Origin of the sequence: Epilithonimonas hispanica, from assembly GCF_003385395.1 — a bacterium.
Classification (GTDB): Bacteria; Bacteroidota; Bacteroidia; order Flavobacteriales; family Weeksellaceae; genus Epilithonimonas; species Epilithonimonas hispanica.
Map to the genome: position 1 here is coordinate 60,573 of NZ_QNUG01000010.1, position 16,326 is coordinate 76,898.

The window sequence follows — 16,326 nt, forward strand, 5'->3', positions numbered from 1 at the left end:
TTTAATTGTTTTACATTGCAAATGTAGGATGGATAAATAGGAATTGATACAATGCTATTTTCACATATATGTTCTATATTAACATTAAATAAATATTAACAACTGCAATAAAGTTAATATTAAATATATTTTGTAATTTTGAATTATGAAACATCACAATCCTTCTTTCGAAGCTATTAATCCTAATATAGGCAGTAGTTTTACGCTTCTCAAATTCCGGAAAAATGAGAATATCAAGTCTCATGTTTGGCATTATCATCCTGAAATTGAGCTGATTTTCGTATGTGGTGGTTCAGGGAAAAGACAGATTGGAAGTAACATTTCGCACTTTTCCGATGGCGATTTGATTCTGATTGGAAGCAATCTTCCGCATTGTGGAATGACGAATGAAAATACCAATAACGATTACGAAATTGTCATCCAATTTTCTCCCGATTTTTTAGGTGAATCTTTTTGGAATGTTCCTGAGATGAGCAGAATTCTAGCTTTATTGAATACCGCAAAATCAGGAATTGTTTTCGGTGATGAAGTGAAAAAATCGATTCGTGAGAAAATGGAAATTCTATCAGAAGCTTCTTCTCTCGACAGACTTTTGAAATTAATCGACATCCTGAAAGAACTTTCTGACACCAAAGATTTTCAAATCCTGAATGCAGGAAAATACTATCTGCAAACGCAAAAAGAAGATAATGACCGAATCAATCTGATTTTCAATCACGTGAAAGATAATTTCAAAGAGCAGATTGCTTTGGAAGATGTGGCAGGATTGGCAACAATGACAGTTCCGTCTTTTTGCAGATATTTCAAAAAAATCACGAACAAGACTTTCACACAATTCGTTAATGAATATCGAATAACACACGCTTTAAAACTACTCACAGAGCAACCCTTGAGCATCAACGAAATCTGTTTTGAAAGTGGTTTCAACAATTTCAGTTACTTTAATAAAACCTTTAAAGAATACACAAAAAAAAATCCTTCACAATATAGGAAGGAGCTTAGTAATGTTTTGGATTGATTAATTTAAACTATGTTGATACTTCATTATTTCATCAACTATTTCTAATGCTCTTTTATATGTAATTCCGTTTTCTTGTTCAATTGTCAAAAGATGTCCTTCTTCAATAGACTTAATTTCAGGAATTAATCCAACATTTTGTTCAATTGCAATCGTTTTTATATTCAATGTTTCGCCATAAGTTGGAACATTTGTTTGCAACCAACCAAAATATGGTTCTTCATTTACTCTATTAGGATTTTCCCATAAATCCATACGCTTGCCGAAATTATCCTCACTAATAGAAGTCCAAACATTAAATATTAGATTCTCATTGTAATCTATAATAGGAATTGTTAATCGACCACGATGAAAAAAATGTTTTTCATCAACTACACATAAACTTTCTTTAAGTTCAATGCGAGTTTCTCTTTCATCAGAAGGAATAGAAAAGTAATAATTAGGATAATCTGAGCCAAAACAAAGAGGCAATTCATCATAAACCTTACCACAGCAAGAACACTTGTATGCTACTTTTTTTTCTTTTTTATTAAAAAATGAGAACAGTTTCATTCGATTATTATTTCATATAATTACGAAATCATCTCAAAATACTTCTGCATCTGCTCCATCGTTCCAAGACTTATTCTCGTCCACTTCCCTTTTTGCTCATAAGTTTTTCCACCAAGGATTTTAGCGTCTTTTAATTTTTTGAAGTAATCACCTTTGTAATTCTCCAAAGAAAAATAAATAAAATTCGCAGAAGACGGAATGGTTTTAATTTCTCGTTTATTAAATTCTGAAATCGTAAAATCTTTCACTTTCTGATTATTATCCAAAACTTTATTGATAAATTCTTTATCATCAATTCCTGCAATTGCACCGGCCATTGTCACCACACTGATTTCTGCACCACTCCAGCTTTGTAATTTTTTCAATTCAACAATCAATTTGGGGTTTCCGATGGCATAACCTAGTCTTGCGCCGGCAAATCCGTAAAGTTTGGAAAATGTTCGTGTAATAATCAGATTCTTGTAAACATCAACCAAATCACTAAGAGATTTCTGAGTCGTAAATTCAATGTAAGCTTCGTCCACCAAAACGATGATATTGTCTGGAATTGATTTGATAAAATTCTCAATTTCCTGTCTTGAAAGCAAATCTCCGGTTGGATTATTCGGATTACAGATATAGATAAGTTTCGTGTCCTTTTGGATAGAATTTTTCATCTTTTCAAGGTCGATTTTCTTTTTGTCGTTCAAAGGAATTACAGATTTTGACATTCCTAGAAACTCAGCAATCGGTTCAAAAATCGTGAAAGACGGGTCTGGAATAATGAAATGTCCTTTGTTAATCGAAACATATTTGGTAATCAGTTCCAACAGAAAAGATGAACCTGCAGAAACCAAAAGATTTTCTTTTTTAGTCTGATTGATTTCTGCCAATTTTTCACTCAGAATATCCGCAAACTTGAAATCATACAAAGATGAAAATCTGAGACTGTTTTGCATCGCTTCCAAAGCTTTCGGCGATGTTCCAAAAGGATTCTCGTTGAAACAAAGTCGGATGGTTTCGTTATCCTTTTTTAATAAGTTGAAATTTGGGGTTTCTTTTGCGTAAAATTCTAATGGCGAAAGCGTCAAAGCAGCACTTCCTAAAAAAGCAGTTTTCAGCCAGTCTCTTCTGTTGATAGACATAGTTATTTCAAAATTTCAATAAAATTAGAGTTTTATTTGAAATATTTAGTTTACTACTGAAAAAATTTTTTTTGAATAAGAATTGTAACAGGTTTTGGGGATAGCAATTTAATTTACCAAAACAACCTTATAACCACCCAACTTCCCAAGCTTATTCATAGACCTCACAACAATTGTCGAAAGTTTTTTCCCATTAGATTCTGAAGCTACATTTTTACTAATGATTTCCGGAGAAAGGATTTCTGTTTGCCAATTGTTTCCATATTTTAAATAAATCACATAAGACAAAGCCTCGGTTTGTTTGTTCCAATTGATTGAAATATTATTAGATTGTTTTTTCCAAGTTACATTCAATTCTGGTAATTCTTTAGAAGCCAACCAAGTAGTTTCGGGAATCAAAGCTTTTTCTTTGTAGGAATTGGTTTTTAATTCCTGTTGCATTGCATAGTTTTTTGTGATTCCGGCAATACTCCAATGGACTTCTCCTGTATTTTTTTTCAAGATTTGTCTTGTTACATCTATTTCACGAGCAATTTCTATCGCCCTGTTTGAAGATTTTATGGCAACCGTATTCAAACCTGGCCAAAGATGGCGACCTTTTATATTTTCATCGTTCCACCATTGCAACAAGAGTGGAAAGCTTTGACCTGCTGAGTCAATCGGCCAATAAAGTTGTGGCGTAAAATAATCGATCCAGCCTTGGTTCAGCCAAAGTTTGGCATCAGCATACAATTCATCGTACTGAGAAGACCCTTTGATTCCTGAAGGATACCCAGGTTTCCATATTCCAAACGGACTGATTCCGAATTTGACATCGTTTTTCTGAGCTTTGATTTCGTCATAGATTCGCTTCACGAATTTGTTGACATTTGCTCTTCTCCAATCTGCTCTGGAAAGTGTTCCGCCAGAGTTTTGGTAAGCTGACCACGTTTTGTAATCAGGAAAATCTTTCCCTCCATTATATTCGGCATAAGGATAGAAATAGTCATCCAAATGAATTCCATCAACATCATATCTGGAAACGATATCTTTCACCACTTTCGACGCTTGTTCCTGCGTTCTGTCGTCAGCCGGATCAAACCAATACATTCCGTTTTTCAATTTAACAATGTTATCTGATGATTTTTTCACCATCGATTCTGATGTGATCTGTCCACCGTTGGAATGATGTGCACGAAACGGATTGAGCCAAGCGTGAAATTCCAGACCGCGTTTATGGCATTCTTCAATCCAAAATTGCAAAGGGTCGTATTCTGGATAAGGCGCTTGGCCAATTTGTCCTGTTAAAAAATAAGACCAAGGTTCGTGTGGACTTTTGTACAAAGCATCTGCAGAAGGACGAACTTGTAGAATAACCGCATTGAAATTCAAACTTACCAATAAATCCAAAAGCTGAACAGCTTCCTGCTTTTGCTGGTCTGCGGAAAGATTGTTTCGGGAAGGCCAATTGATATTCGCCACTGAGGCAATCCAAACCGCACGGAACTCTCTTTTGATTTCAGGCAAATCGATGTTATCTAATTTGACAACAGGTTTTGGTGGAAGATTTACTTCTGTTTTTACAGCAGGTTTCTTAATACCCGATTTTGAAGGCGATTTTTTAGTTTTTGTAGCACAAGAAACCACAAAAACTGCCAGCAATAATATTTGGAAAAATGATAATCTGAAACGCATAGTTTGCAAAACTAAACGATAATATCAGAAATACAAAAAAGCATCAGGATAATTGGATGCTTTTATAATTTTTTAACTTCAAAAGCTTAAAGTTAAACACAAAGACACAAAATTAATTGTTTTGAAAACAGTTTTAAGGCACTAAAGAATCAATGATTTTTCAATTTTAACGAAGTTAAAATCTTTGTGTCTTAATCAAATATTTTATGCTTGAAAAAAAACCTTGTGTCTTTGTGTTTAACAATTTATCATTTTAATTATTCAAAAATAATGGTTTTGTTTCCATCAATAAAAACTTTGTCTTCGAATACTAATTTGAGTGCATTTGCCAAAACAATTCGTTCGACATCTTTTCCCATTTTTGCCAAATCTTTCGCTGTTTTGGAGTGGCTTACCTTGATAACATCCTGATAAATAATCGGACCTTCATCCAAATCGTTTGTTACAAAATGCGCCGTTGCGCCGATGATTTTAACGCCTCTTTCAAAAGCCTGTTTATAAGGATTCGCGCCGATAAAAGCCGGTAAAAATGAATGATGAATATTAATGATTTTCCCTTCGAAATCCTTTACAAAATCAGGAGAAAGGATTCTCATAAACTTCGCCAGAACTAGATAATCGTAATTATAATCGTGAAGAACCGTTTTGATTTTTTCTTCGTGTTCTGCTCTAGTAATATTTTCTGCAGGAATATAAATAAAAGGAATATTGAATTTCTCCGTTAATTCTCTCAGATTTTCATAATTCCCAACAACTGCAACAATATTAAAGTTAAGGTCTTTAAACTGATTTCTTATCAGCAAATCCGCCAAACAATGATGTTCTTTAGTCACCAAGACCACCACATTTTTGGATTCGTTTTGACTTAATTCTATTGAGCAATCGCCTAATTGTTTTTTGAGTTGTTCAATTACTTTTGCCGGTTCAGCGATTCCTGAAACTTCTGTTCGCATAAAAAACAACGCTTTCTCATTATCCACGAATTCGTCATTCTTGATAATATTAAGTCCATTCTCCAAAAGGATTTCGGAGATTCTATAAACCAAACCCTTCTCGTCTTTGCATGTGATTTTTATGGTAAATTGTTTCATAATGTTTTTTAATAAAAAAAAGAATTTATATTCTCCTTAATAAGTCTCTAGCTCCGTGATGAATCATTAAAATGTGAATTTCATTTTGAGAAATTATCTTATAAATGATTCTGTAGTTTCCTTCCGTTATTTCTCTAATATTTGCATCATTGGTTTCGCTTACAATTTTTCCAATGAAAATATTTGATTTTATAATTTCTGTTTTGGTTTGAATTTTTACAATTTGCAATTGAGCGTATCTCATAGAATCGTGCGAGATATAATCATAAATATCTTTAAAATCTAATTTTGCAGATTTTAGCCATTTAATGTAAACCATTGCTGAATCTCATTTTTGAGTTGGTCTTCATCTATTGTTTCATTTTTGTCAGATTCCTGCAACCTTTCTTCCAATTTTTCAATGAAAATCAATCTCTCAATAACTTCCTCAATACTGATTTCATCTGGAAAGTCATCTATATGTTTCTTCAATTTTTCTTTAGTGATTGTCATATCTTTATGAATTTACTAAGCTAAGTTAATCAATTTTCTATCAACAAAAAAGCCTTCAAAATATGAAGGCTTTTAAATTTATGAAGATTAAGCTTTAGCTTGTCTTTCCAATCTTTTTCTATCTTCTTCAGAAAGGATTTTCTTTCTCATACGGATGAAGTTAGGCGTAACCTCTATTGCTTCATCAGCTTGGATATATTCCATACATTCTTCCAGAGAGAACAAGATTTTTGGTGCAACACCAGTATCTTTATCTTTTCCTGCTGCACGCATATTGTTCAACTGTTTAGCTTCTACAATATTTACAACCAAATCTCCCGGCTTGTTTTGCTCACCGATAATCATACCAGTGTAGATTTCCTCACCCGGATCAACGAAGAACTTACCTCTATCTTGTAGTTTGTTGATAGAATATTCTGTAGCCGGACCAGTTCCTTTACTTACAAGTACGCCATTGTTTCTTCCAGGAATAGCACCTTTGAAAGGCTTATATTCTGTGAAACGGTGCGCCATAATAGCTTCACCAGCAGTTGCAGTCAACATTTGAGAACGCAATCCGATAAGACCTCTGGAAGGAATCTCGAATTCCATATGTTGCATTTCACCTTTAGTTTCCATAATGTGAAGGTCACCTTTTCTCTGAGTTGCCAAATCGATAACTCTAGAAGCAAATTCCTCAGGAACGTCAACAACCAAAGATTCATAAGGCTCCAATTTTTCACCATTTTCGCCTTCTTTCAAGATAACTTGTGGCTGACCAATTGTCATTTCATAACCTTCTCTTCTCATTGTTTCAATCAAAACTGACAAGTGAAGAATACCTCTACCAAAAACTAGGAAAGTGTTTGCATCATCAGTTTGTTGAACTCTTAATGCCAAGTTTTTCTCTAATTCTTTAGTTAATCTTTCTTTAAGGTGATTAGAAGTAACATATTTACCGTCTTTACCGAAGAAAGGAGAATTATTGATAGAGAACGTCATATTCAACGTTGGTTCATCAATCGCAGTTCTTTCCAATGGTTCAGGATTTTCTAAATCAACGAAAGAATCTCCAATCTGGAACGCATCGAAACCTACAACAGCACAGATATCTCCAGCTTGTACTTCAGTTACTTTTTTCTTTCCAAGACCTTCGAAAACGTAAAGTTCTTTTACTTTTCCTTTCACAATTTTTCCGTCTGCCTGAGCAAGACCAATCCATTGAGACTCTTTAACCTCACCTCTTGTTACTTTTCCGATTGCAATTCTTCCTAAGAAAGAAGAGAAATCTAATGAAGTAATCTGCATTTGCAAGTTACCCTCAGTTACTTTCGGTTCTGGAACGTATTGTAAAATCCCGTCTAACAATGGGAAAATGTTATCAGTTTCTTCTAATGAAGTATTGAACCAACCTTGTTTTGATGAACCGTAGAATGTTGGGAAATCCAACTGCTCTTCAGTAGCATCCAGGTTGAAGAATAAGTCAAAAACTTGGTCGTGAACTTCGTCCGGACGACAGTTTGGCTTATCAACTTTGTTGATTACAACCAAAGGTCTTAGCCCCAATTCCAAAGCCTTTTGAAGTACGAATCTCGTTTGTGGCATTGGTCCTTCGAATGCATCTACCAACAAGATTACACCATCAGCCATTTTCAAAACTCTTTCTACTTCACCACCAAAATCGGCGTGACCAGGTGTATCAATTACATTGATTTTTGTGTCTTTGTAATTTACAGAAATGTTTTTTGAAAGAATCGTAATTCCTCTTTCTCTTTCCAAATCGTTGTTATCCATAATCAACTCACCACTCTCCTGATTCTCTCTGAAGATGTTGGTTGCGTGAATAATCTTATCAACCAACGTCGTTTTTCCGTGGTCAACGTGTGCGATAATCGCTATATTTCTAATGTTTTGCATATCCATTTTTTACGCGTGCAAATGTAGTGAATTTTTATGGGATGATAAACTCTGATTCAATTATTTTTAAAAATATAGCTAAATAATTAACATCTAATTAAAGCTTTGTTAATCAATAAATTAAATTAAAGGCTTCTTAGGATTTCTTTCCCACTAATAGATTGCGTGAAAATCAGGTAATGATTTCCGCCGTCATTCAGTTTATATTTTTTCTTGATTTCTTCTGGTTTCAAGGGATAATTTTTAGAAATCAAATTATACTTCTCTCCTTTTTTCAAATCTTTTGCGTCGATTTTTTCAATTTGCAAAACGCGTCCAGGAAAGTTTTCAATTTTGTTTTCTGAAGTATAAAAATGAGTATTTGGATGAAGTTTTTTCAATCCGAATTTTTCTGAAATGATGTTAAATGCACCCGCTTTCAAAATCGAATTGTTTGGAATATAAAGGAATTTCAAAGTTTCTGAGAACTCAGATTTTGCTGATTTTTCATCATTGAATTTGAATAAAAAATCAGGTTCATCAGATTCAAGATTCGCACACCTAATCTCAACATCTTTATTCTTTATTCTTTGTTCTTTATTCTCAATAATTAATAAAAGCTCTTTCACTTCATTCCTAAATGCAATAATTTGAATTTCACTAATGTTTTTCAATTCTGAAATTAAATATGAAATATCAATCAATGGCGACAATTTCACAATAATTTTATCTGAAATCTGATGTAATTGTTCCTCGATTTCTAATAGATTTGGAGAAAGGTCTTCCAGAAGAAATTTCTTTTTGTTTTGCTGGTCTCTTCTTGCTGGGTCAAGATAAACGATATCGAAACCTTTTCCATTATCAGTCTGAGATTCTCGAAGACTTTCTAAGAATTGTTCAAGATTTTCATTAATGAAATTCGCTTTTCTATCTAAAGCTTTCCAATTATTCTCAACGATTAAAATCAATTCTGGATTTTGTTCTATTAAAGTAACTTCATCAAAATTCTTTGATAAAAAATAAGCGTCAATTCCGAAACCGCAAGTCAAATCGAGGAAAGATTTTCCTTTTAAATTTTGAGCTTTATATTCTGCAGTTGATTGTGATGAAGCTTGTTCGAGATTGAGATTTGGAGGAAAAATAATTCCTTCCTTTGTCAAGAATGGAAACTTCTTTTCTGCTGTTTTTCTACCTTTAATTTGTTGTACGATTTCTTGCATCGAAACATTATCAAATGGCGATTTTTTTAATAATAATTTAGTTAAATCAGAATTGAGATTTTGATTGATATAATTTTGAATATCAGAAGAAATTAATTTTGAAAAATCCATACGACTACTAAAAATTTAATTAAGAGCTTGTTTAAAAATTAATCAAAACCACATAGTCACATAGAAAACCTCAAGATTAAGTGCAAAAAGAAAAAAAAAGAAGTATTATATTTACTATTTTTTCTCTTATTTTTACAAAAACTATGTGTCTATGTGGTTATAAAATCATTTCTGATACAAATTTAAACAAGCTCTAAGATAAAATTTAGTTTCTTAATTTTAAATAAAAGAAGTTAAGCTATTTTAGTCTAAAAGAATTTAAGAAATCAATAAATTGATTTGATTAAGGTTATTAAACAAAATCTTAACTGTTAAAATCTGTTTCGAAAACCACAAAAGTCACAAAAGTTTTAAATTTCCTTAAGTTTATCAAAAGTTTAAATAAGGATAACGACCTTAACTTTTTGCTCTTTATAAAGATTTTTTTTATAATTTTTCTTTTGTGACTTTTGTGATTTAATGTTTAATAATCCTTTAAACCGATTTCATATTATCGCCGTCTCTAGTATTCAGTCTTCGGAAAACCAAACCAGAAAGAATCGTGAGAAAACCAACAACTAGAAACGTATAACGGAAAGCATTGTGAATCTCGTTATGAATAAACTTAGTGTCGCCTTCAAAAATCTTTAGAATAATTAATCCAAATGCAACTCCAAATCCAATCGCAAATTGTTGATTAACAGAAACCAAAGAATTACCACTGCTCGTCTGATAAGTTCTGAGGTCAGCAATCGAAATCGTATTCATTGAAGTGAATTGTATCGAATTGAAAAATCCTAGCAATAATAAAAGCGGTACATACCAATAAATTGAACTATGAATACTCGGAATTGCCAAACAACAAATCAGAAAACCGATGATAAATGTATTAACCATCAATGTGGAACGGTAACCAAATCTATCCAAAATCTTGATAACTGCAGATTTCCCAAACATCGATGTGAGTGCCATTGGAGCAACAATCCAACCTGAAGTAAACGCCGATTGTCCGTAAGCAATCTGAATCATCAACGGAACCAAAAGCGGAATAGAACTGATTCCTAATCTTGTCGCTAAATTCCCCAAAATCCCAACTCTGAATGTACGAACCTGAAAAAGATTGAGCGGAAATATGGGATTATTATCTTTTTTGGCGTGTTTATAATAAAAAAACAACATCAAGAATCCTAACAAAAACACCAACAAAACTGGCGTAATATTTTTTGCATTTCCGAATAATTCTAATGAAATAGAAAGTGATAACGAAGCCATTGCGAAAATTAGAAATCCTTTCAAGTCAAAATCGATGACGGGAGATTTGTAATTCGGCATATATTTTAAACCTAAAACAATTCCTAAAACGCCAATCGGAATATTAATCAGAAAAATCCAATGCCAAGACAAATAATCGACCAAATATCCACCAACCAAAGGTCCTAAAACGGGACCAATCAACGCAGGAATAATGGCGTAATTCATTGCTTTGAGAAGTTCGCTTTTGTCAAATGTTTTGATGAGTGCGAGTTTCCCAACCGGAGTCATCAAACTTCCGCCAACGCCCTGAATTACTCTGGAAATTACCAATTCTGTTAGATTTTGTGATAATGAGCAGAATAATGAACCGATTGAAAATAAAACCAAAGATAGAATAAACACATTCTTAGTCCCGAATTTGTCCGCCAAAAATCCGCTGACAGGCATAAATAGAGCTAATGTGAGAACATAACTTATGATTGTGTTCTGCATATTAAGTGGAGATTCGTTCAAATCTCTGGCAATTGAAGGCAAAGATGTATTCAGAATCGTAGAATCCAGCATCTGCATAAAAATCGCAGTAGCTAATATCAGTGGAAGAAATTTTTTAACGGAATCTAGAGGCAAAGTTTCGCTCATTTCACAAATTTACTAAAAAATAAAAATCCGCTTTTTCAGCGGATTGATTTTATACTAAAGGTTCTTGTTGGCTCAAACAGTGGAAGCTTCCCAATCCCCAAATAATATCGGTAGAATCTATCCCAACCACTTCTCTATCAGGAAAACATTGTTGAATAATCTCCAAAGCTACCTCATCTTTATCACATCTGTAAGTCGGAACAATCACCGATTTGTTGGCGATGTAAAAATTGGCGTAAGAAGCAGGCAATCTCTCACCTTCACAATAAACTGCGTCTGGCATTGGAAGTTTGATGATATTCAGTTTTTCGCCGTTTAGCAAAGTCATTTCTTCCAATTGCCGAAGGTTGGTTTGAAGAATTTCATAATTGTCATCTTCAGGGTTATCTTCGATTACTGTTAGAACTGTGTTTTCATTTACAAAACGGATGGTGTCGTCTACGTGACCGTCTGTGTCATCTCCTATAATTCCGTCGTCTACCCAAAGAACTTGTTTTTGTCCATAATATTTTTTCAAAAACTCTTCTACTTCTTCCTGAGAAAGATGTGGATTCCTGTTTTCATTAAGCAAGCAAGATTTGGAAGTCAAAACAGTTCCAGCTCCGTTAAATTCTACCGAACCACCTTCCATAATAATTCCAGGATAAAGAACAGGCAATCCTTTTTCTTCTGCAATTTTAGTCGGAATTACGTCATCCAATTCGAATGGCGGATATTTTCCTCCCCACGCATTGAAACCCCAATCCACAATGATTTTCTTTGGCTCTTCTCCATTTTTATTAACCAAAAATGCCGGACCGTGGTCTCTGCACCAAGCATCGTTGGTTTCGTGGAAATAGAATTCGACTTTCGAAATATCTGCTCCAGCTTTCGAAATATGTTCCATTGCAAATGCCTGCATCTCTTGGTCTTTTACATTAATGCAAACAAATTCGCCTTTCGTCAACTCAGCGATGAATTGTGCGTAAGCAGGATAAATCAAATCGATTCTTTCCGGCCAAGATTCTTCTTTGTGAGGCCAAGAGAGCCACGTTGCTTCGTGTTCTTCCCATTCTGCTGGGAAAGTGTAATCTAAAAGATTGATATTTTCAGGGATTTTATTCATTTTTAGTTTTCAATATTGATGTTTTTGTTCAGAAATTTTAAAATTTCATTACTTGAAAAATTCGTAGTTATTGGATTAATATTTATTGGCGTTCCTGTTATTTTATAGTTGGTGTTCTTTAGAAAACCTTTTCTAATATACTTTTCAGGATCTTTAACAAAAATTAAAACAAAATTATTCGGAGGTACAATATGCTCTTTTATTGAAACAATTTCATTCTTTGGAATTTTAGCTATTTCATTTTTCAGAAAACCAATTTGAATATTTAAAGTTGATTCTGTAATTTCAATTAGTATTCTTTTGGCATTAATCAATCGCTTAATAGAAACTAAAAGAATTAATCCAAAAAAAGAAACACAAATAATTCCTATAAAGAAAGCTATCTGTGGATTCATTCTTCTACCATCAAAATAAGAATTATATATAATCATAATAATTCCCATAATGACAAAGACTAAACTTCCCAAAAATGAAAAAAAAGCTTTCTGTTTGCTTTCATAAATAATTTTAGTTTTATCATCAATTAATTTTTCCGAACCAAAATTATTTTTCAAAAAGAAATAAACAATTCCACCACCTCCGAAAAAAATTAAAGTTCCTAAGTTTATAATGAATTTTCGTTCAGAATCTCCACCTCCATTCACTAACGAATAGATTGACATTGAAGTAAATAATAAAAATATGATATAAATTAATATATCTTTTTTATTGATTTTACTCTTCATCAATAAAACGTTTGGTAATCGGCGAATAAGTTTCGATTCTTCTGTCTCTTAAGAAAGGCCAGTGCTTTCTCATATAGTCGGTTTGAGCAAGGTCTACTTCTGTTACCACAACTTCCTCTTTATCGTGAGAAGCTAAATACAACAATTTTCCTTGAGCATTAGTTACAAAACTTCCGCCCCAGAATTTCATAGCACCGTCTTGCTCGAAGCCTACTCTGTTTACAGAAACTACAGGAACGCCGTTTGCAACTGCGTGAGAACGCTGAATGGTTTGCCACGCATTATATTGATCTTGATTGGTTTCCTCGTCTTGGTCTGTTGCCCAACCAATCGCTGTTGGATAAAACATAATGTCTGCTCCCATCAAAGCTGTAATTCTTGAAGCTTCCGGATACCATTGGTCCCAGCAAATCAACACGCCAATTCTTCCGAATTTAGTATTAAAATTTTTGTAACCTAAATCACCTGGCGTAAAATAGAATTTTTCATAAAAAGCAGGATCATCAGGGATGTGCATTTTACGATATTTACCTAAGTAAGTTCCATCTGCATCTATGACAGCCGTTGTGTTATGATAAAGACCTTGAGCTCTTTTCTCGAATAATGAAGCAATAATAACAACACCCAATTCTTTAGCAACTGCAGAAAGTGCATCGGTTGACGGCCCAGGAATGGCTTCTGCCAAATCAAAATTGTTATAATCTTCTACGTCACAAAAATATAATGACGTAAAAAGTTCTTGTAAACATACGATTTCGGCGCCTTTTGCTGCGACTTCTTTTATTTTTTCAATGGCTTTGTTCAAGTTTTCCTGCTTGTCTTTAACGCAAGACATCTGAACTGTACCTATTTTAACTTTTGACATTTAATCTAAATTTTTTACAAAAATACTAAGATTCTGAATAATCAAAAATCTCTCCAAAAGATTTTGTTTAATATTTCTAAAAATTAATGTCATCATGCATATTTTCTATGTTCTAGAACGCTTATTTTCCCCGGGAAACTTTACCTTTGCACCGAATTAAAATGATATAGATTTATGATGAATTATCACACTAGAAAATGGATAAAACCAGAAGACCTTAATCCCAATCATTCGCTTTTTGGAGGGAGACTTTTACAATGGATCGATGAAGAAGCTGCACTTTATGCCATTATTCAGTTAGAAAACTCAAGAACAGTTACCAAATATATTTCCGAAATCAATTTTGTAAGCTCAGCAAAACAAGGCGATATTATTGAGATCGGAATTGAAGCCGTGGGATTTGGGAAATCCTCGTTAACATTACGATGCGAAGTCAGAAACAAAATGACACATCAGATTATCATTACGATTGATAAATTGGTTTTTGTAGGATTAGATGAAAACGGAAATCCAAAACCTCATGGCAAAACAAAAATTGAATACGTTGCCGATCGACTGAGCGAGAAAAATACTCCAGAGTTTTAAAAGGCTGTCAAAAAAACGAGAGAGCTTTTTATGTAAAAAAGGAAAGCATTCGCTTTCCTTCTAGTAGAGACTATCTCAAAAGGACAGTTTCATTATATTACTACTTAAAAAACTTTCTTACAATATCTTCAACAATTCCTCCGCTACTTTTTCGGAAGAAGCTGGGTTTTGTCCAGTGATTAGTTTTCCATCTACCACAGCATAAGGATGCCAATCCTCCGTTTTACTGTACACTCCTCCATTTTCTTTTAACATATCTTCTACAAGAAACGGAACAACATCTGTCAATTGTACAGCATCTTCCTCAGTATTGGTAAAGCCGGTTACATTTTTACCTTTAACCAAATATTCGCCATCGATTTTGACGTGTCTTAAAACGCCCGGCGCGTGGCATACAAACGCCACAGGTTTATCAGCCTTATAAAAATCTGTAATCAACTGCTGAGAAACGGTATCTTCTGCCAAATCCCACAATGGTCCATGACCACCTGGATAGAACACCGCATCATAATCTGCAGGATTAACTTCTGATAATTTTTTGGTGTCGCTCAATTGCGCCAACAATTCTTTGTCTTCCGCCATTCTGCGTGTGGCATCGGTTTGCGCTGTTGGGTCTTCACTTTTTGGATCGATGGGTGGCTGTCCGCCTTTTGGTGATGCTAATGTGATTTGTGCGCCTTCATCAAGTAATGCGTAATAAGGTGCTGCTAATTCTTCTGTCCAGAATCCGGTTTTCTCACCTGTGTTTCCTAAGTCTTCGTGGCTCGTAAGCACGATTAATATTCTCTTGTTCATTTTGATAATTTTTTTAAAATTTGATAATCCAAAATTGAACCAATCGTAATTAAAAACACAAGACATAAGTCACAAAATCATAGTGACGCAGGTCACTATTTTCGGGTAATACGGCTCAATGTCTCCCTGGAAACACCGAGATAGGAAGCTATAATTGTTTTAGGAACCCGCTGGTTTAGCGTGGGATATTGCATCGAGAACTGTTCAAATTGTTCTTTAACATCGGTCATTAGTAAAGACAAAATTCTTTTCTGCAAAGCAACATAACCCAGACTATTTTTGATTCTGAAAAAATGCTCCACTTTGCGATTTTCTAAACAGATCTTTTCCAAATTATCTTTGGAAAGTATATATAACTCAACATCTTCCAGACAATGGATGCTCGTGACCGATGGCTCGCCCGAATAAAAGGCCTGAAAATCAGAAATCCACCAGTTCTCCATCGCGAATTGGATGAAATAAATTCAAAGTTATCAAAAATGCTTTCTAATAATTAGTCTTAAAAATAAATCTACACAATATCAAAACGCTAAATGCCAATTCTGATAACAGAAAAGCCATTAAAGAGAAATCGTTGGCTTTGTACGAATTTGTCATTCCAATCTATAAAAACGAATACACCAATTACGCTAAACTATGCGACAGCAAAGCAGATCCGACTAAGAAAGAGGAAGCTGTAAAATTGATAAAACAAAAATACTCATCAACATTTGAAAAGATGTACATCGATCTTATGGATGCTGGCAAAGCTTTCGCCGATGAAAACAAACTAAATGTGAATTGGGGCAACTAATCGGAATATTGACAAAGATTTAATCTAAGAACAAAACTTTACTGAGTGATTCTAGGATGTAATTCGTTTCTTTGTCTTTGAGAATTTCAAATTAATATAAAATGTCCGGAGAGAAACCATTTAAATTGATTAATCTATATCGTCATACCGCTTTGGTAGAAGCTGTTTCTTATTTGATACTTTTATTGATCGCAATGCCTTTAAAATATATTGCGGGTATACCAGAACCTGTTAAATATTTTGGATGGATCCACGGGTGGTTATTTCTTTTCTACTTTGCGGTTCTGATTGTTGCGGCTTTCAAATACCGTTGGAGTATTTTGAGAGTGATCTATTATCTCATAGCATCGGTAGTTCCGTTTCTCCCTTTCTTAATTGATAAGAAATTGAAACAGGAATCTTTAACGGTTAAATGATAAATAAAAAAAC

General features: G+C 33.8%; 18 protein-coding genes. 4 read left to right on the top strand and 14 right to left on the bottom strand.

The features are described from left to right. Positions 1-145: 145 nt before the first annotated feature. The gene (locus tag DRF58_RS06190) at positions 146-1,018 is read left to right on the top strand and encodes an AraC family transcriptional regulator (protein ID WP_116033914.1); all 873 of its coding nucleotides are present in this window, start codon (positions 146-148) and stop codon (positions 1,016-1,018) included. On the opposite strand, the gene DRF58_RS06195 is transcribed toward DRF58_RS06190, so the two are convergent. The 12 genes from DRF58_RS06195 to DRF58_RS06250 all read right to left on the bottom strand — a co-directional run bounded on the left by DRF58_RS06195 (position 1,019) and on the right by DRF58_RS06250 (position 13,724). Next, on the bottom strand, positions 1,019-1,570 hold the full coding sequence (locus DRF58_RS06195; RefSeq protein ID WP_116033915.1) for a DUF2199 domain-containing protein: 552 nt from the start codon (positions 1,568-1,570) through the stop codon (positions 1,019-1,021). It abuts the gene before it with no gap. A gap of 20 nt (positions 1,571-1,590) precedes the next feature. Further along, a complete protein-coding gene (locus tag DRF58_RS06200; RefSeq protein WP_116033917.1) occupies positions 1,591-2,694 on the bottom strand; it encodes a pyridoxal phosphate-dependent aminotransferase in 1,104 nt (367 codons plus the stop codon). Positions 2,695-2,802: 108 nt separating this feature from the next. Continuing rightward, positions 2,803-4,368, bottom strand: coding sequence for a glycoside hydrolase family 10 protein (locus tag DRF58_RS06205; RefSeq protein ID WP_116033918.1), 1,566 nt, complete (start codon positions 4,366-4,368; stop codon positions 2,803-2,805). Between the two features lie 257 nt (positions 4,369-4,625). Continuing rightward, complete coding sequence (gene purU / locus DRF58_RS06210) at positions 4,626-5,459, bottom strand: formyltetrahydrofolate deformylase (protein ID WP_116033920.1); 834 nt, start codon at positions 5,457-5,459, stop codon at positions 4,626-4,628. Positions 5,460-5,484: 25 nt separating this feature from the next. After that, positions 5,485-5,778, bottom strand: a complete 294-nt coding sequence (locus DRF58_RS06215; protein WP_116033922.1) for a type II toxin-antitoxin system RelE/ParE family toxin — start codon at positions 5,776-5,778, stop codon at positions 5,485-5,487. After that, the gene (locus DRF58_RS06220; RefSeq protein ID WP_116033923.1) at positions 5,757-5,951 is read right to left on the bottom strand and encodes a hypothetical protein; all 195 of its coding nucleotides are present in this window, start codon (positions 5,949-5,951) and stop codon (positions 5,757-5,759) included. Before DRF58_RS06220 ends, DRF58_RS06215 begins: the two co-directional genes overlap by 22 nt. Before the next feature lie 87 nt (positions 5,952-6,038). Next, positions 6,039-7,847: a translational GTPase TypA gene (gene typA / locus DRF58_RS06225; RefSeq protein WP_116033925.1), complete on the bottom strand. Its 1,809-nt coding sequence runs from the start codon at positions 7,845-7,847 to the stop codon at positions 6,039-6,041. 125 nt (positions 7,848-7,972) lie between these two features. After that, entirely contained in the window at positions 7,973-9,157 is a 1,185-nt protein-coding gene (locus tag DRF58_RS06230) for a class I SAM-dependent methyltransferase (RefSeq protein ID WP_116033926.1), read from the bottom strand. Between the two features lie 474 nt (positions 9,158-9,631). Then, entirely contained in the window at positions 9,632-11,029 is a 1,398-nt protein-coding gene (locus DRF58_RS06235; protein WP_116033928.1) for an MFS transporter, read from the bottom strand. Positions 11,030-11,078: 49 nt separating this feature from the next. Further along, positions 11,079-12,134, bottom strand: a complete 1,056-nt coding sequence (locus DRF58_RS06240) for an agmatine deiminase family protein (RefSeq protein ID WP_116033929.1) — start codon at positions 12,132-12,134, stop codon at positions 11,079-11,081. A 2-nt stretch (positions 12,135-12,136) separates the two neighbouring features. Beyond that, positions 12,137-12,859, bottom strand: a complete 723-nt coding sequence (locus DRF58_RS06245; RefSeq protein WP_116033931.1) for an STM3941 family protein — start codon at positions 12,857-12,859, stop codon at positions 12,137-12,139. Beyond that, a complete protein-coding gene (locus tag DRF58_RS06250) occupies positions 12,849-13,724 on the bottom strand; it encodes a carbon-nitrogen hydrolase (protein ID WP_116033933.1) in 876 nt (291 codons plus the stop codon). Before DRF58_RS06250 ends, DRF58_RS06245 begins: the two co-directional genes overlap by 11 nt. Positions 13,725-13,901: 177 nt before the next feature. Between DRF58_RS06250 and DRF58_RS06255 the strand changes: the two genes are divergently transcribed. Then, complete coding sequence (locus DRF58_RS06255; RefSeq protein ID WP_116034001.1) at positions 13,902-14,309, top strand: acyl-CoA thioesterase; 408 nt, start codon at positions 13,902-13,904, stop codon at positions 14,307-14,309. A gap of 117 nt (positions 14,310-14,426) precedes the next feature. Here DRF58_RS06255 and DRF58_RS06260 read toward each other — a convergent pair whose 3' ends face one another. Both DRF58_RS06260 and DRF58_RS06265 read right to left on the bottom strand, forming a co-directional pair. Beyond that, positions 14,427-15,104 carry a type 1 glutamine amidotransferase domain-containing protein gene (locus DRF58_RS06260; protein ID WP_116034003.1) on the bottom strand — a complete coding sequence of 226 codons (678 nt, stop codon included), beginning with the start codon at positions 15,102-15,104 and terminating at the stop codon, positions 14,427-14,429. A gap of 95 nt (positions 15,105-15,199) precedes the next feature. Next, entirely contained in the window at positions 15,200-15,547 is a 348-nt protein-coding gene (locus DRF58_RS06265) for a Crp/Fnr family transcriptional regulator (protein WP_116033934.1), read from the bottom strand. A gap of 137 nt (positions 15,548-15,684) precedes the next feature. Here DRF58_RS06265 and DRF58_RS06270 point away from each other — a divergent pair, with 137 nt between their 5' ends. Together DRF58_RS06270 and DRF58_RS06275 are read left to right on the top strand one after the other, a co-directional pair. Continuing rightward, a complete protein-coding gene (locus DRF58_RS06270; protein ID WP_123902373.1) occupies positions 15,685-15,897 on the top strand; it encodes a hypothetical protein in 213 nt (70 codons plus the stop codon). A gap of 101 nt (positions 15,898-15,998) precedes the next feature. Next, the gene (locus DRF58_RS06275) at positions 15,999-16,313 is read left to right on the top strand and encodes a DUF3817 domain-containing protein (protein ID WP_116033938.1); all 315 of its coding nucleotides are present in this window, start codon (positions 15,999-16,001) and stop codon (positions 16,311-16,313) included. Positions 16,314-16,326 lie beyond the last annotated feature (13 nt).

Coding starts and splice junctions, on each gene's coding strand:
- DRF58_RS06190 (WP_116033914.1), top strand. CDS start 146: ATGAAACATCACAATCCTTCTTTCGAAGCTATTAATCCTAATATAGGC.
- DRF58_RS06195 (WP_116033915.1), bottom strand. CDS start 1,570: ATGAAACTGTTCTCATTTTTTAATAAAAAAGAAAAAAAAGTAGCATAC.
- DRF58_RS06200 (WP_116033917.1), bottom strand. CDS start 2,694: ATGTCTATCAACAGAAGAGACTGGCTGAAAACTGCTTTTTTAGGAAGT.
- DRF58_RS06205 (WP_116033918.1), bottom strand. CDS start 4,368: ATGCGTTTCAGATTATCATTTTTCCAAATATTATTGCTGGCAGTTTTT.
- purU (WP_116033920.1), bottom strand. CDS start 5,459: ATGAAACAATTTACCATAAAAATCACATGCAAAGACGAGAAGGGTTTG.
- DRF58_RS06215 (WP_116033922.1), bottom strand. CDS start 5,778: ATGGTTTACATTAAATGGCTAAAATCTGCAAAATTAGATTTTAAAGAT.
- DRF58_RS06220 (WP_116033923.1), bottom strand. CDS start 5,951: ATGACAATCACTAAAGAAAAATTGAAGAAACATATAGATGACTTTCCA.
- typA (WP_116033925.1), bottom strand. CDS start 7,847: ATGCAAAACATTAGAAATATAGCGATTATCGCACACGTTGACCACGGA.
- DRF58_RS06230 (WP_116033926.1), bottom strand. CDS start 9,157: ATGGATTTTTCAAAATTAATTTCTTCTGATATTCAAAATTATATCAAT.
- DRF58_RS06235 (WP_116033928.1), bottom strand. CDS start 11,029: ATGAGCGAAACTTTGCCTCTAGATTCCGTTAAAAAATTTCTTCCACTG.
- DRF58_RS06240 (WP_116033929.1), bottom strand. CDS start 12,134: ATGAATAAAATCCCTGAAAATATCAATCTTTTAGATTACACTTTCCCA.
- DRF58_RS06245 (WP_116033931.1), bottom strand. CDS start 12,859: ATGAAGAGTAAAATCAATAAAAAAGATATATTAATTTATATCATATTT.
- DRF58_RS06250 (WP_116033933.1), bottom strand. CDS start 13,724: ATGTCAAAAGTTAAAATAGGTACAGTTCAGATGTCTTGCGTTAAAGAC.
- DRF58_RS06255 (WP_116034001.1), top strand. CDS start 13,902: ATGAATTATCACACTAGAAAATGGATAAAACCAGAAGACCTTAATCCC.
- DRF58_RS06260 (WP_116034003.1), bottom strand. CDS start 15,104: ATGAACAAGAGAATATTAATCGTGCTTACGAGCCACGAAGACTTAGGA.
- DRF58_RS06265 (WP_116033934.1), bottom strand. CDS start 15,547: ATGGAGAACTGGTGGATTTCTGATTTTCAGGCCTTTTATTCGGGCGAG.
- DRF58_RS06275 (WP_116033938.1), top strand. CDS start 15,999: ATGTCCGGAGAGAAACCATTTAAATTGATTAATCTATATCGTCATACC.